The sequence below is a fragment of the Micrococcales bacterium genome (assembly GCA_009784895.1).
GTDB lineage: Bacteria > Actinomycetota > Actinomycetes > Actinomycetales > WQXJ01 > WQXJ01.
In genome coordinates this window covers 83,218-96,114 of record WQXJ01000001.1, presented here as the reverse complement: position 1 = coordinate 96,114, position 12,897 = coordinate 83,218, and the positions used below count along the sequence as shown (strand labels likewise).

Below are 12,897 nucleotides of genomic sequence, written 5' to 3'. Positions count from 1 at the left end.
CATGTGGTTGGCAGAAGAGAGCTTGGTGCCGGACGGCATCTTGATGTTCGTCCCCCCGTGGGACGAGGTCATTTTGTCGGCCATCTGCCTAGTTCTGATCGCCTTGGCGGTGGCCAAGTACGGCGTACCGCGCTACCTCAAGATGCTCGATGAACGGGCGGACCTAATCGAAGGTGGGCTGAAGCGAGCCGAAGCCGCCCAAGATGAAATTGACCAGGTCCGGTCCGGCTTGGGCGATGAGATCGAACAGGCCAGGGTTGAGGCTGCCCGCATCAGGGAGGAAGCCAAGGCTGACGCCGCGGCGATTCAAGCCGATTCCCGGACCAAGGCCAAGGATGAGGCTGGTGCCATTTTGGCAGCGGCCCAGCGCCAGATCGAATCCGAGCATAAGTCTGCCCAGGTGGCGCTGCGCCAAGATGTTGGCGCCTTGGCTACCGAACTGGCCGAGCGAATTGTCGGCGAGGCGTTGAAGGACTCGGCCCTGGCGGGCCGCGTGATCGACCGCTTCCTAGCCGATCTTGAAACGAACGAGCAGGCCACAGCGGCCAAGGAGAGCTAAATGCTTGGAGGATCGCTCGCTGCGCTGAATCAATGCACCGACCGCCTCGACCAGGTGGTTGGCGATGACGCGGCCACGGCCGAGCAGGTTTCGCAGACCTTGTTTGCCTTGGTCTACGCGCTTGACAAGTCACCAGCACTGGTGAGGGCGCTGGCCAACCCAAACCGGGACGCGGCCTCGCGTGAGCAGGTGCTGCGGCAGTCGTTGGAGTCCTTTCCGGCCAAGGCGGTTGAACTAGCAGCCTTTGTTGTCTCCCAGCGGTGGAGCCATGATGCTGATCTAGCCGACGCGCTGGAGCAACTTGGCTACGACGCTGTCCTATTGGGGGCGCAGCTCAAGGGCCTGCTGAAGCAGGTTGAATCCGAGCTATTCGAACTTGATGTCATGCTCGTGTCCAACCGCGACCTGCGCACCGCCCTGGGGGACATAGTCGCGCCCAGTCAGGCTCGGCTGGTGCTGGTTGACCAAGTCTTTGACGGACAGGTGTTACCCGAGACCCTGCTATTGGTGCGCCGGGCCTCAACCCATCCGCGGGGCAAGGGCATCCGCACTTCACTCGGTCACCTCGGTGACTTGGTGGCGGCCCGCCGCAACCGACTGGTGGCAGTGGTCACCACGGCCAAGGCCCTGAGCCAAGCCCAAATCGACAAATTGAGTGCCCTACTCGAAAACGAGTACGGTCAAGCAATCCAAATCAACGTGGCCGTTGACCCTGACATGGTGGGCGGCCTGAGGATCCGAGTTGGTGACGACGTGGTCGATGGCACCGTCGTGGCCCGCTTTGTTGATCTGAAACGAGCTATCGCCGCATAACTACCGCACCGCTGAGGCATACAACTACCAAGGAAAGAACACCATGACTGACCTGCAAATCAGGCCTGAGGCAATTCGTCAGGCGCTGGACCAGTTTGTTGAGGCCTACAAGGTCCCGCCGGCCGCTGCGGACGAGGTTGGCCGCGTCACCATGACTGGTGACGGCATCGCCTCGGTCGAGGGGCTGCCCGGAGTGATGGCCAACGAGCTTCTGCGCTTTGCCGATGGCACCTTGGGCATTGCCCAGAACCTCGACGTGCGGCATATTGGCGCCATCATTCTGGGTGATTTCTCCGGGATTGAAGAGGGGCAAGAGGTCCGCCGCACCGGTGAGGTGCTGTCGGTTCCAGTCGGTGACGCCTATCTGGGCCGCGTGGTCGACCCGCTCGGCGCGCCGCTTGACGGACTGGGCGAGATCGAGTCGGAAGAGCGCCGTGCCCTTGAGCTCCAGGCGCCAACGGTGATGCAACGTAAGTCGGTGCATGAGCCGTTGCAGACCGGTCTGAAGGCGATTGACTCGCTGATCCCGGTTGGCCGCGGCCAGCGCCAGTTGATCATTGGCGACAGGGGCACCGGCAAGACGGCCATCGCCACTGACACCATCATCAACCAGCTGGACAACTGGAAGACCGGCGATCCTTCCAAGCAGGTGCGCTGCATTTACGTGGCGGTTGGGCAAAAGGGCTCAACTATCGCTGCGGTTCGTGCTGCCCTCGAAGACGCCGGTTCGTTGGAGTACACCACGATCGTGGCGGCGCCGGCCTCTGACCCGGCGGGCTTCAAGTTCTTGGCTCCCTACACCGGTTCGGCCATTGGCCAGCACTGGATGTACCAGGGCAAGCACGTCCTGATCGTCTTCGATGACTTGTCGAAGCAGGCCGAGGCCTACCGCGCCGTGTCGCTGTTGCTACGGCGCCCGCCAGGCCGCGAAGCCTATCCGGGTGATGTCTTCTACCTCCACTCGAGGCTGCTCGAGCGTTGCGCCAAACTGTCAGACGAAATGGGCTCTGGTTCGATGACCGGGTTGCCGATTATCGAGACCAAGGCCAATGACGTTTCGGCCTATATCCCGACCAACGTCATCTCCATCACCGACGGTCAGATCTTCCTTCAGTCCGATCTGTTTAATGCCAACCAACGCCCAGCCGTTGACGTTGGTATTTCGGTCTCCCGTGTTGGTGGTGCGGCCCAGGTCAAGGCCATGAAGAAGGTGGCCGGTACGCTCAAGATTGACTTGGCCCAGTACCGCAGCCTTGAAGCCTTCGCCATGTTCGCCTCTGACCTAGACGCGGCCTCACGCCAACAGCTGACTCGCGGTGCCCGCCTAACGCAGCTGCTAAAGCAGCCGCAGTACACGCCATACCCGGTGGCCCACCAAGTCGTGGCGATCTGGGCTGCGACCAAGGGCTACCTTGACCAAGTGCCTTTGGACAGGGTCAACGAGTATGAGACTGATTTGCTGGACTACATGGGCCGTCACACTGACGTGCTGGACACAATCGCCCAAACCAACGATCTGTCTGATGACGCCATGGAAGCGATGAAGGCTGGAGTCGAGAAGTTCACGGCTGAGTTCCTAGCCCATATCGGCGTCACCACCGAAGCCGAGGAGGCGGACCAGCTCGAGGCCGAGGTCTCCCAAGAGCAGATTCAGAAGACAAAGCGGGGCTGACACCAAATGGCAGGATCGCAGCGGGTATACCGGGCCCGCATCAGTTCGACTCAGTCCCTGAAGAAGATCTTCAGGGCCATGGAGTTGATCGCGGCCAGCCGGATTGGGCGGGCCCGCGATGCCGCAATGGCCCAGGCGCCGTACTCGCATGGCCTGACCAAGGCGGTGGCTTTGGCGGCCGCCCACGTGGCTGACCTGAAACACCCTCTAATCACCGAACGCACTGACACCGACCGGGTTGCGCTGCTAGTGCTTTCGGCGGATCGGGGTATGGCCGGGGCCTACACCGCCAACGTGTTACGTGAAGCCGAAGCCCACGCGGCGGAGCTCGAAGCGAAAGGCCTCAAGCCGGTGCGCTACGTCGCTGGCCGGCGGGCGATTAGCTTCTACGACTTCCGTGGCGTCGAAATGGCCGGCCAGTGGACCGGGCACTCCGACTCGCCCAGCTTCGACATTGCCTCCGAGATTGCCGACACCATGCTGGAGGTCTTCACAGCCGAGGAGGGCGACCCGAGCGCCGTCTGCGAAATGCATGTGGTCTACACGCACTTCAAGAACATGGTCTCTCAGTCGCCGCGCATCATCCGGATGCTGCCACTTGAATTTATCGATATTGAAGACCCGGATGAAGACAGCAAGGAGATTAGGAAGCTGCCTGGCGGGGAGCAGGTGCATATCTCTGACGATCTCTATCCGCTCTACCTGTTTGAGCCGGAAGCCGAAGACGTCCTGGACGCCCTGCTGCCGCGCTATGTCAGGTCGCGGATCTACGACTGCCTGCTGCAATCGGCCGCCAGCGAGCTGGCCAACCGGCAGCGGGCCATGCACACGGCTACTGAAAATGCCGAGGACCTGGTGCGCAAGTACACCCGCTTGGCCAACCAGGCCCGCCAAGCCGACATCACCCAAGAAATCAGCGAAATCGTCTCCGGTGCCGACGCCATGGCGTCCGGCAGCTAAGACCGACCGAAGCGAAAGGTAAGCGAGAAGAAATGACCAGCACCGTCGAAGCCTCGGTGACACACGACTCCCAGCCCGCTGTGGGCCGGGTGGCACGCGTAATTGGCCCTGTGGTGGACATCGAGTTCCCAGGGGACGCCATCCCTGATCTATTCAACGCTCTGACCACAGAGATTGAAATGGAAGAGGAAGGCGCCGAGAAGCGCACAATCCAGGTCACGCTTGAGGTCGAACAGCACCTAGGTGACAACATGGTGCGCGCTATCTCCATGAAACCAGCCGATGGCATGGTGCGTGGGGCCAAGGTCTATGACACAGGCAAGCCGATTTCGGTGCCTGTGGGTGATGTCACCAAAGGCCACGTCTTCAACGTCACCGGCGACATCCTCAACCTTGAAGAAGGCGAGAAAGTCGAAGTCAAGGAGCGTTGGGGTATCCACCGTGACCCACCTCCGTTCGATGAGCTCGAGGGCCGCACCACCATGTTCGAGACCGGCATCAAGGTCATCGATCTGCTGACGCCTTACGTCCAAGGCGGCAAGATTGGCCTATTTGGTGGCGCCGGTGTGGGCAAGACCGTTTTGATCCAGGAGATGATCTACCGCGTGGCCAACAACCACGATGGTGTCTCGGTCTTCGCCGGCGTCGGTGAGCGCACCCGTGAGGGCAATGACCTGATCGAGGAGATGACTGATTCCGGAGTCATCAAGCAAACTGCGCTGTGCTTTGGCCAGATGGATGAGCCGCCGGGTGTGCGTCTGCGCGTCGCTCTTTCGGCTTTGACCATGGCTGAATACTTCCGCGATGTTCAACAGCAGGACGTGCTGTTGTTCGTCGACAACATCTTCCGCTACACCCAGGCCGGCTCTGAGGTCTCGACCCTGCTGGGCCGCATGCCTTCCGCCGTGGGTTACCAGCCCAACCTGGCTGATGAGATGGGTGAGCTGCAAGAGCGCATCACCTCAACCAAGGGCCACTCGATTACCTCGATGCAGGCAATTTACGTGCCGGCGGATGACTACACCGATCCGGCCCCGGCCACGACATTCGCTCACCTTGACGCCACCACCGAGTTGTCGCGTGAAATTGCCTCACGTGGCCTCTACCCGGCGGTTGATCCGCTGGCCTCGACCTCACGTATCCTCGACCCGCGCTACGTGGGCGAAGAGCACTACACCGTGGCGGTTAGGGTCAAGCAGATCCTGCAGCGTAACAAGGAGCTCCAGGACATCATCGCCATCCTCGGCGTTGACGAACTGAGCGAAGAAGACAAGATCGTGGTCAACCGGGCCCGGCGCATCCAGCAGTTCTTGTCCCAGAACACCTATATGGCCACCCAATTCACCGGCATTGAAGGTTCAACGGTCGAGCTAAGCGAGACCATCGAAGCCTTTGGCCGGATCAGCGAAGGCGAATTCGACCACGTAGCCGAACAAGCCTTCTTCAACATTGGTGGTCTGGAGGATCTGGAAGCCAACTGGGCGCGGATCCAGAAGGAAATCGGCTGACATGGCCAGCGACCTGACTTTAGCGGTTCAAATCGTCGACTATTCGGGGACGGTTTGGCGAGGTGACGGCAAGTTCGTGCTGGTGCCCACCGCTGGCGGGCCCCTGGGGATCTACCCTCAGCACCAGCCGCTGTTGGCGATTTTGGCCGATGGCGAGGTCAAGGTTGAAAAAGCAGGCGGCGGTGAGATTCACGCTCAAGTTATTGGCGGCTTCGTCTCGGTTGACTCCGACCAAGTCACTATCGCCACAGACGAGGGTTCACTAGCTGCCTAGGAACGTCTCTATTGCCTCGGGGTCTGGTCGAAAGCCAGGCCCCGATGGCTTTAACCGGCCCGTTCAGCCTTCGACCGCCAGAGGGTCTCTTGGCCTTGACTAGCGACACGTGCCAAAGCAAAAACCAGGTCTGAGAGGCGGTTGAGGTAGCTCAGGGCGAGCGAATTCAGCCCACCGGCACAATCAGTGCCAAACCGCTCCGCGGCCGCCCAGGCGGCGCGTTCCGCCCGCCGCAGGACCGTCGCCGCCAGATGCAGCCTGACTGCCACCTCGCCGCCGCCTGGCAAGACAAACGAATGCAAAGGTGGCAAGGAGGCGCTAAGGCCATCGATTTGGGTTTCTATGGCCTTGACTTGCTCTGGCGAAATCCTTGGCGCCCCAGCCGAAGTCGCCCCTGGGCCGGGTGCCCGGCAGGCGGCATCGGCCAAAGGCAAAGGCATGGCAATATCAGCCCCAAGGTCAAAGAGCTCTTGCTGCAGTGCCTCGATGGCTTCTGCCGGGCCGGCGCCAGCGGCCAAAGCCAAACCCAGCGTCGCGTTGGCTTCGCTCAAGGCCCCCAGCGCCACGATGCGCCAGTCGGTTTTGGCCACCCGCGCGCCGTTGGCCAGGTCAGTTTGACCTAAGTCACCACGGCCGGTGTAGAGGCGAGAGATTGTGACCATGTCGGCACACTAGTGCGCTAGGCGGCTGGCACCGGGCAGCAACACGGTAGGTTGGGTCGGTGCGAGCGATTATCCTGCGCTGCGCCGTTGACTACTCCGGGCGGCTTGAGGCTCATTTGGACCCAGCTGTCAGGCTTGTACTGATAAAAGCCGATGGCTCTGTCCTGATCCACTCTGACGGCGGTTCGTACAAACCGTTGAACTGGATGAATCCGCCTTGCCGGCTAAGTCAAACCGAGCCAACTGCCGCTGAACGGCAGGCCGGGGCCAGGCAAATCTGGCAGGTCGATCACCTCAAAACCGATGACCGCCTGCGGATCGTTGTTTTTGAAGTGATCGAGGAAATCGCCCATGAACTAGGTCGGGATCCGGGTCTGGTCAAAGACGGGGTTGAGGCTCATTTGCAGGAGTTGTTGGCTCAAAGGGTTGAGCTGCTAGGTCAGGATCTGCAACTGGTCAGGCGCGAATACCCGACCCCGCTGGGACCGGTTGATTTGCTACTGCGGCATTTAGGCGGTGGTTCGGTTGCGGTTGAAGTTAAGCGGCGAGGTGAAATCGACGGTGTTGAACAGCTCAGTCGCTACGTCGAAATGCTCAACCGGGACGCCTCCCTTGGGCCGGTGACTGGTTTGCTGGCTGCCCAGGTGATCAGGCCACAAGCCAGGGTTCTAGCCCAGGATCGAGGCCACCGTTGCGTAGTCATCGATTACGACGCGTTGAGGGGTCTGGACAAACCAGACGAAAGGCTTTTTTGAGGCCTTGGTCAAGAATTTGGCCAATCCGCGTCAGAGGTAGGGGGGTAGCGCCTCTCTTGTATAGTCCCTGGCGGGTCTGGCGAGGCGAGACCCGGTGGCGGCCGGTGTATAGTGCGGAAGCAGCTCCCGGTAGCTCCAGCCTAAGGAGCGGCGGCTTACACCTGGTCCCGCTGGTCGCGCCTTAGCCGCCGGCTGGCTTGACCGTGAGGCAGTTTCGCCCCGCCGCCCTCAAAGGGCGCCAATGATTGGGCGTTATTCGGTCGGGCCAGCCGGCTTTTTCTTTTCCACCCAGGGGGCTGGTGAACAATTCCCGCCGGCTGCGGTCGCCCCCAGGCGACACCAAGTGATCTAAGCTCAAAGGCGTGAGCCAACCGACCGCCACCCGGGTAAAGCTTGGGGCCCACACTATTTTGCCGGCCAGGCGTGAGGTTGTCGCGATCCATACAGCTGATGGTTTGGAACTGGTCGGTGAGCTGGCATTACCGGAGGACCAGCCGCCCAAGGCGACAGTCGTCTTGCTCCATCCCTTGCCAACAGAGGGCGGCTCGATGGACTCGCATCTATTCCGCAAGGCCGCCTGGCGCCTGCCGGCACTGACCGGGCTGGCGGTGTTGCGGTTCAACTCGCGTGGTACCGAATCCTCGCTGGGGCGCTCCAGCGGCGTGTTCGAAGGCGGGGTAGGGGAGCGGCACGATGCCGAAGCGGCTTTGGCTTGGGTCCTAGACCATGGCTTGGGTTCGCCTTGGTTAGTTGGTTGGTCCTTTGGCAGCGAAGTTGTCCTAATGCACGGAGCCACTTTGCCGATCGAAGGGGCGGTTTTGCTGTCGCCTCCGCTAAAGCGGACCGGTTCAGCTCACCTGCTGGCTTGGGCCGCCAGTCGCAAACCGCTAGTCGCCTTGGTGCCCGAGCGCGACCAGTTCCTGCCTCCGGCACCGGCCAAGCTCCGTTTCGCCATGGTTAGTCAGGCCAAGGTGGTCCCAGGCAAGGGCTTTGGTCATCTTTGGATTGGCGAACGGGCGGTGCATTGGGCCTTGGGCAATTTGGCCATGTCGACCGGTGTGACGGATATGCCCCTGCCGGAGACTTGGCTTGGCCCCTATCAGACCTACGCCAAGAAGGAGACGCCATGACGCCGTTGGCGATTGGTTTGACCGGGCGGTTTGGGCCGTTCGAGCCACCGGCCTTGTGCCAACAGGTGGTCGAACTCGAAGCCGGGGTGGTACCGCTGGTGCTACTGCACGCCTACCCCTTTGATTCGACTATGTTTACCGCCTTGACCGGGGTCATGACTTCGGTCCCAATCGTTTTGATCGATTTGCCAGGGCAGGGCCAGTCGCCCATTTGTGCCCAGGCCACGGTCGAAGCGGCGGCAGATCTGGTGGCTCAGAGCTTGCGGCGGCTTGGGGTGAACCAGGCGGTGGTGGCGGGAGTGTCGATGGGTGGCTACGTCACCATGGCCCTGATGCGACACCACCCGGAGCTGTTGGCCGGTGTGGTGCTAATGCACACCAAGGCCGAGGCCGATGCCACCGCCGCGCGGCAGAGCCGGCTGGCGGTGGCGCGGCGGGTGACAGAGGAAAACTCGGTGGCCTCCTTAGTGCCGTTGGCGGACCAAATGGTTTCGACCACCACGGCCAGCCAACACCCCGACCGCCTGGCCCAGGTGAGGGCTTGGATTGGGGCAGCCAACCCCCCAGGTGTGGCTTGGGCTCAAACAGCCATGGCAGCGCGGCCTGACTCCTTTGGCACTTTGCGCCGGTGGGGACTGCCGGCCACGGTGGTTAGCGGAGCCGAAGATCCCTTGGTGCCAACCAGCGCAGCCGAGGCCATGGTCGAGGCCTTGGGCGTGCAGGCCAAATTGGTGGTGGTAAGCGATGTGGCCCATCTCAGCCCGGTTGAGGCCCCAGATCTGGCAGCCGGCTTGCTGCGCGAGGCCTATCGCCAGATGAACTAGGGCCCGGGCCTCTTGCTGGATTTGCCTGGGCGTCCCAGGTCACGTGACAACAAGCGGCGCAGGCGCGTCAGGTAGGAGTCGAGCGCCTGGCGCTGGCCCTGCAAACGGTCAATCTCAAGTTGCTGGCGCTGGCGGTGCTCTGAGGCCTCGGCAATGGCCTGGTCCATCGTGGCCTGGGCCGTGGCGTTGGCCTCGGCCAGGATTGAGTCCGCCTCTTCACGGGCCCCCAGCATTAGCACTTCGACGTAGTCATCGGCGTGGGAGATGACCTGGCTGGCCTGTTCCTGGGCCTCAAGTAGTTGCTGGGTGGCCTGGGAGCGCTGCTCGGCCGGCCCGGCGATCAATCGCTCGGCATCCCTGACTGATCGCTCATGGTCCTCACTGAGGCGAGCCAGATTGGTCTCAGTGCGCTGGGCAATAGTCGTCTCCATCCGCTCCATGGCTTGGCGAGCTTGAGAGACCAATTGGTCGGCTTCGATCCTGGCATCCTCTAGCCGGCTGGCAGAGACCTGGCGCGCCGCAGTTAGAACCTGTTCGGCCGCCAAGCGGGCGTCGGCCGTGGCCTGGGCCGCTTCTTCCTCGGCCGTGCGGCGAACAGTGGTCGAATTGGCCGAGGCTTCAGCCCGGATCTGGGCGCCTTCCATCCTGGCCTTGGCGGTTAGCGAAGCGGCGTCTTGTTCAGCTTGTTCGCGCACGGCTGCGGCGTGGGTCAAGGCATCGGCCCGCCTGACCGAGGCTTCGGTATCAGCCTGCTCGCGCAAAGAGCGGGAATAGGATTCGGCGTCCGCCCGCATAACGCGGGTCTCACCTTGGACGGCAGACCTGACTTGACCAGCCTCAGCGGCGGCCATATTGCGCTGCTCAAGGCCGTAGGCATCGACCTCAGCCATGGTCGCGTCGTAGTCCTCCCGGGCGCTCTCCAACGCCATTGTGGCCTCTAGGTCGGCTTGGGAGCGGATGTCGTCAGCCTCCAGGCGTGCGGCCACCAGAACCTGCTCGGCTTCATCCAAAGTGGCCTCGCGATAGGCTGCGACCTCAGCCTGGAGGTCGCCAATAACCTGATCCAATTCGGTATTGGTGGAGTGCATGAGTTCGTCAGCCTCACGCTTGGCGCCACCGAGGACTTCGTTGACCTCACGCTCGGCCACTGCCCTCATGGTGTCGATTTCGCGCCGAGCTGACTCGGACAGGGCCGTTGACTCGGCCACTACGACTTGACGGCGTTCAAGCGCGGCCCGGTTGGCCGTCGAGCGCAACTCTTCCGCCCGGGCGTTGGCCTCGGCCGTGATCGAGTCGCATTGGGCTTGGGTCTGTTGCCGGTAGACCCGAGCCTGGGCTTGAGTTGTGGCTTTGAGCTCAGCCACCTCTTTGGCGGCTAGGGAGACAAGGGTCTGATGGGAGCTTAGGGCTGTGTCACGCTCCCGTTTGGCCGCTGTGTCACCGTCAGCCAGCATCGTTTCGGCCCGTCCCAGGATTCGGTCTAAGCGGTCCGAAACCTCAGACTCTAGGGCTTCAGCGTATTCGTTGACCTGGCCTTGCCGGCGGCCGGGTTGGCGCCACGCTAGATCGGCTAAGGCCCCCCTGACCTGCTCTAGTTCTTTGGCCAAGGCCTGGCCACGGGCGGTCAGGGCAGCGGCTCTGGCGCGCGTATCGGCCAGGGCCGCCTCCAGCCGTGCGGCCCTCGATGCCGGATCGCCACCTGGGGTCAGGGGCGGCCCTTGGGCTACCACTGTTTACCAGTCCCTCAGGTCCTCGGTCGCAGCGGTCTAGGACCGCTCATCCTCGGACAGGTCGTCCGCCTCATCGGCGTAAACCTCAGGCTGGCTGAGTTCTTGATCGAAGCCAAAGGCCAGTTCCTGCGCCACCGGCTCGGCTGGTGCCATGGCTGCGGCCTCAAAGGCCGGGAGTTGGTCTTCGGCTTCGAAGGCCGGTGCGGCGCTGGCCTCTGGGGCCAGAACCGCTTCGAGGTTGGGAATCGGGGCGCCACCGAGCAGACCACGCAGTTCCTCAAGGTAACCGGTGATCGACTCACGCTGGCGGTTAAGGTCATCGACCTGACGCTGAACCGCGATCCGCTCGCGCTCAGCCTCTTCGACCGCCTCGGACAGGGTCCTATCGGCAAAGGAACGAGCATCTTGGAGCACCCGGTCAGCGTTGCGCCTGGCGTTGGCCAATAGCTCGGCGGCCTGAGAATCGGCGTCGTGGCGCAGCTTCTCGGCCCGGGCCAGAGCTTGAGCGACACGCTCTTCGGCTTCCTCGGCACGGGCGTTGGCCTCAGCGATGAGGCGGTCAGCCTTGGTCTTGGAGGATTCGAAGCGCTCGGCGTTGGCTGCCTCGGCCGCCTCAATCCGCTGGGCGATCTCGATCTCAGCCTCGGCCTTCCATTCCTCCGCCCTTTCGGTCAAGGCGGCAGCCTGCTTCTTGGCCTCAGCCAGTAGGGTTGAGGCTTCCCGCTCGGATCGGGTGGTCAGATCCTCGGCCTTGGAACGGGCCTCTTCATATAGGTCAGCGGCGGCCCGCTCAGCCTCAGAGCGGGTTTGCGAGGCGTAGCGGTCAGCCGATTCCTTTAGCTCGATGGCCTCACGCGAAGTGGTCGAAAGCAACTCGGTGGCCTCACGCTCTGCCGAGTTGCGCATCTCTTGGGCGGCCAATTCGGCTGTGCCGCGAGTAGTGGTCTCGAACTGTTCGGCATCTGACCTGGTCTGTTGAGCGTATGTCTCGGCCTCGGACCTGATTTGGAGAGCGTATTGCTCAGCGTCAGATCTGAGCTGCCCGGCGTATTGGTCGGCGTTTGAACGGACCTGCTGGGCGTATTGGTCAGCCGCACTGCGCCTCTCTGAAGCCTCGGACTCTGCTGCAGAGCGCAGTTCGGAGACCTCACGCTGAACCGTTGAACGAGTTTGGGCGGAATACTCCTCGGCTTCAACCCGCAACTGGGTGGTCTCTTGGTCGGTGGTCGAACGCAGGGCGGCGGTCTCTTGTTCGGCGGCTGAGCGCAGCTGGGTGGCGTAGCGCTCAGCGTCCTCGCGTTGCGTGGCGACCTCCACCGAAACGGCCGCACGCAGCTCGGAGGCTTCGCGCTCGGCTGTCACCCTCAGCTCAGTTGTCTCGCGTTCGACCGAGGCGGTTAGGGCCGCCACTTCGCGCTCGAGCGCGGCGCGGCGCTCGGCCTCTTCTGAGGCAATAGAGCCCATTACTCGGGCAGCTTCGCGCTCGGCTGAACCAACTACTTCTTCGGCTCGCCTGGAGGCATTGGTCAGCTCTGCCTCGGCCTCAGCCATGGCGGCAGCCTGCATTTCCTCGGCCTCGCGCCGAGCCGTGGCCAGCATTTCGGCCACCTCGTTCTCGGCGCTGGCCTTGAGCTGGTCCGTTTCAAGTTTGGTCCTGGCCATCAGCGCCGAAGACTGTGAACGGGCCTGATTGAGCACGTCCATCGACTGTTCCTCAGCTGATCGCATGAGCTGCTCAATCCGGGCGCCAAGGCCGGAATAGCTGGGACGCTCAGCCTCTCGCAACTGGCGATGAGCCTCGTTTAGTTCGGTTGATAACGAAGCGACCCGGCCATCAAGCTCTTCGACCTGGCCGTGGGCTTCGGCCAGAGACTGCTCAAGGGTCGTTAAGTGTTGGTCGACGGCTTGTCGTTCGTATCCACGCACGGCGGTGGGAAAGCCGTTCTCAGGCACTGGAACCTCCAATAGACTTGCGCAACGCAGCACACCTTAGTTGAAGGTGCGCACGGT

At 62.4% G+C, this 12,897-nt stretch carries 12 protein-coding genes; 9 read left to right on the top strand and 3 right to left on the bottom strand.

Annotation, left to right across the window (positions count from 1 at the left end):
• The first annotated feature begins 1 nt into the window (after window position 1).
• From FWD29_00420 to FWD29_00395, 6 genes are read left to right on the top strand one after another with little or no spacing between them, the layout of a single operon-like run.
• Window positions 2–559, top strand: a complete 558-nt coding sequence (locus tag FWD29_00420) for a F0F1 ATP synthase subunit B (GenBank protein MCL2802409.1) — start codon at window positions 2–4, stop codon at window positions 557–559.
• Window positions 560–1,372, top strand: coding sequence for a F0F1 ATP synthase subunit delta (locus FWD29_00415; protein MCL2802408.1), 813 nt, complete (start codon window positions 560–562; stop codon window positions 1,370–1,372).
• Window positions 1,373–1,415: 43 nt separating this feature from the next.
• Window positions 1,416–3,044: a F0F1 ATP synthase subunit alpha gene (gene atpA, locus FWD29_00410; protein ID MCL2802407.1), complete on the top strand. Its 1,629-nt coding sequence runs from the start codon at window positions 1,416–1,418 to the stop codon at window positions 3,042–3,044.
• Window positions 3,045–3,050: 6 nt separating this feature from the next.
• Window positions 3,051–4,004, top strand: a complete 954-nt coding sequence (locus tag FWD29_00405; GenBank protein ID MCL2802406.1) for a F0F1 ATP synthase subunit gamma — start codon at window positions 3,051–3,053, stop codon at window positions 4,002–4,004.
• Window positions 4,005–4,036: 32 nt separating this feature from the next.
• On the top strand, window positions 4,037–5,512 hold the full coding sequence (gene atpD / locus FWD29_00400) for a F0F1 ATP synthase subunit beta (GenBank protein MCL2802405.1): 1,476 nt from the start codon (window positions 4,037–4,039) through the stop codon (window positions 5,510–5,512).
• A gap of 1 nt (window position 5,513) precedes the next feature.
• The gene (locus FWD29_00395) at window positions 5,514–5,786 is read left to right on the top strand and encodes a F0F1 ATP synthase subunit epsilon (GenBank protein MCL2802404.1); all 273 of its coding nucleotides are present in this window, start codon (window positions 5,514–5,516) and stop codon (window positions 5,784–5,786) included.
• Window positions 5,787–5,836: 50 nt separating this feature from the next.
• On the opposite strand, the gene FWD29_00390 is transcribed toward FWD29_00395, so the two are convergent.
• Complete coding sequence (locus FWD29_00390; protein MCL2802403.1) at window positions 5,837–6,448, bottom strand: cob(I)yrinic acid a,c-diamide adenosyltransferase; 612 nt, start codon at window positions 6,446–6,448, stop codon at window positions 5,837–5,839.
• Between the two features lie 59 nt (window positions 6,449–6,507).
• On the opposite strand from FWD29_00390, the gene nucS reads away from it, so the two are divergent.
• The 3 genes from nucS (at window position 6,508) to FWD29_00375 (ending at window position 9,157) form a co-directional block, all read left to right on the top strand.
• Window positions 6,508–7,203, top strand: a complete 696-nt coding sequence (gene nucS, locus FWD29_00385; GenBank protein ID MCL2802402.1) for an endonuclease NucS — start codon at window positions 6,508–6,510, stop codon at window positions 7,201–7,203.
• Window positions 7,204–7,565: 362 nt separating this feature from the next.
• On the top strand, window positions 7,566–8,333 hold the full coding sequence (locus FWD29_00380; protein ID MCL2802401.1) for an alpha/beta hydrolase: 768 nt from the start codon (window positions 7,566–7,568) through the stop codon (window positions 8,331–8,333).
• Window positions 8,330–9,157: an alpha/beta hydrolase gene (locus FWD29_00375; GenBank protein ID MCL2802400.1), complete on the top strand. Its 828-nt coding sequence runs from the start codon at window positions 8,330–8,332 to the stop codon at window positions 9,155–9,157. Before FWD29_00380 ends, FWD29_00375 begins: the two co-directional genes overlap by 4 nt.
• Here the strand turns inward: FWD29_00375 and FWD29_00370 are convergent.
• Window positions 9,154–10,887 (bottom strand): hypothetical protein, encoded by a 1,734-nt coding sequence (locus tag FWD29_00370; protein MCL2802399.1) that lies wholly within the window; start codon window positions 10,885–10,887, stop codon window positions 9,154–9,156. The two genes, FWD29_00375 and FWD29_00370, sit on opposite strands and share 4 nt — an antisense overlap.
• Before the next feature lie 36 nt (window positions 10,888–10,923).
• Complete coding sequence (locus FWD29_00365; GenBank protein MCL2802398.1) at window positions 10,924–12,840, bottom strand: hypothetical protein; 1,917 nt, start codon at window positions 12,838–12,840, stop codon at window positions 10,924–10,926.
• Window positions 12,841–12,897 lie beyond the last annotated feature (57 nt).

Bases quoted from the DNA above. Each gene is read 5' to 3' on its own strand.
- FWD29_00420 (MCL2802409.1), top strand. From the start codon at position 2: ATGTGGTTGGCAGAAGAGAGCTTGGTGCCGGACGGCATCTTGATGTTC.
- FWD29_00415 (MCL2802408.1), top strand. From the start codon at position 560: ATGCTTGGAGGATCGCTCGCTGCGCTGAATCAATGCACCGACCGCCTC.
- atpA (MCL2802407.1), top strand. From the start codon at position 1,416: ATGACTGACCTGCAAATCAGGCCTGAGGCAATTCGTCAGGCGCTGGAC.
- FWD29_00405 (MCL2802406.1), top strand. From the start codon at position 3,051: ATGGCAGGATCGCAGCGGGTATACCGGGCCCGCATCAGTTCGACTCAG.
- atpD (MCL2802405.1), top strand. From the start codon at position 4,037: ATGACCAGCACCGTCGAAGCCTCGGTGACACACGACTCCCAGCCCGCT.
- FWD29_00395 (MCL2802404.1), top strand. From the start codon at position 5,514: ATGGCCAGCGACCTGACTTTAGCGGTTCAAATCGTCGACTATTCGGGG.
- FWD29_00390 (MCL2802403.1), bottom strand. From the start codon at position 6,448: ATGGTCACAATCTCTCGCCTCTACACCGGCCGTGGTGACTTAGGTCAA.
- FWD29_00375 (MCL2802400.1), top strand. From the start codon at position 8,330: ATGACGCCGTTGGCGATTGGTTTGACCGGGCGGTTTGGGCCGTTCGAG.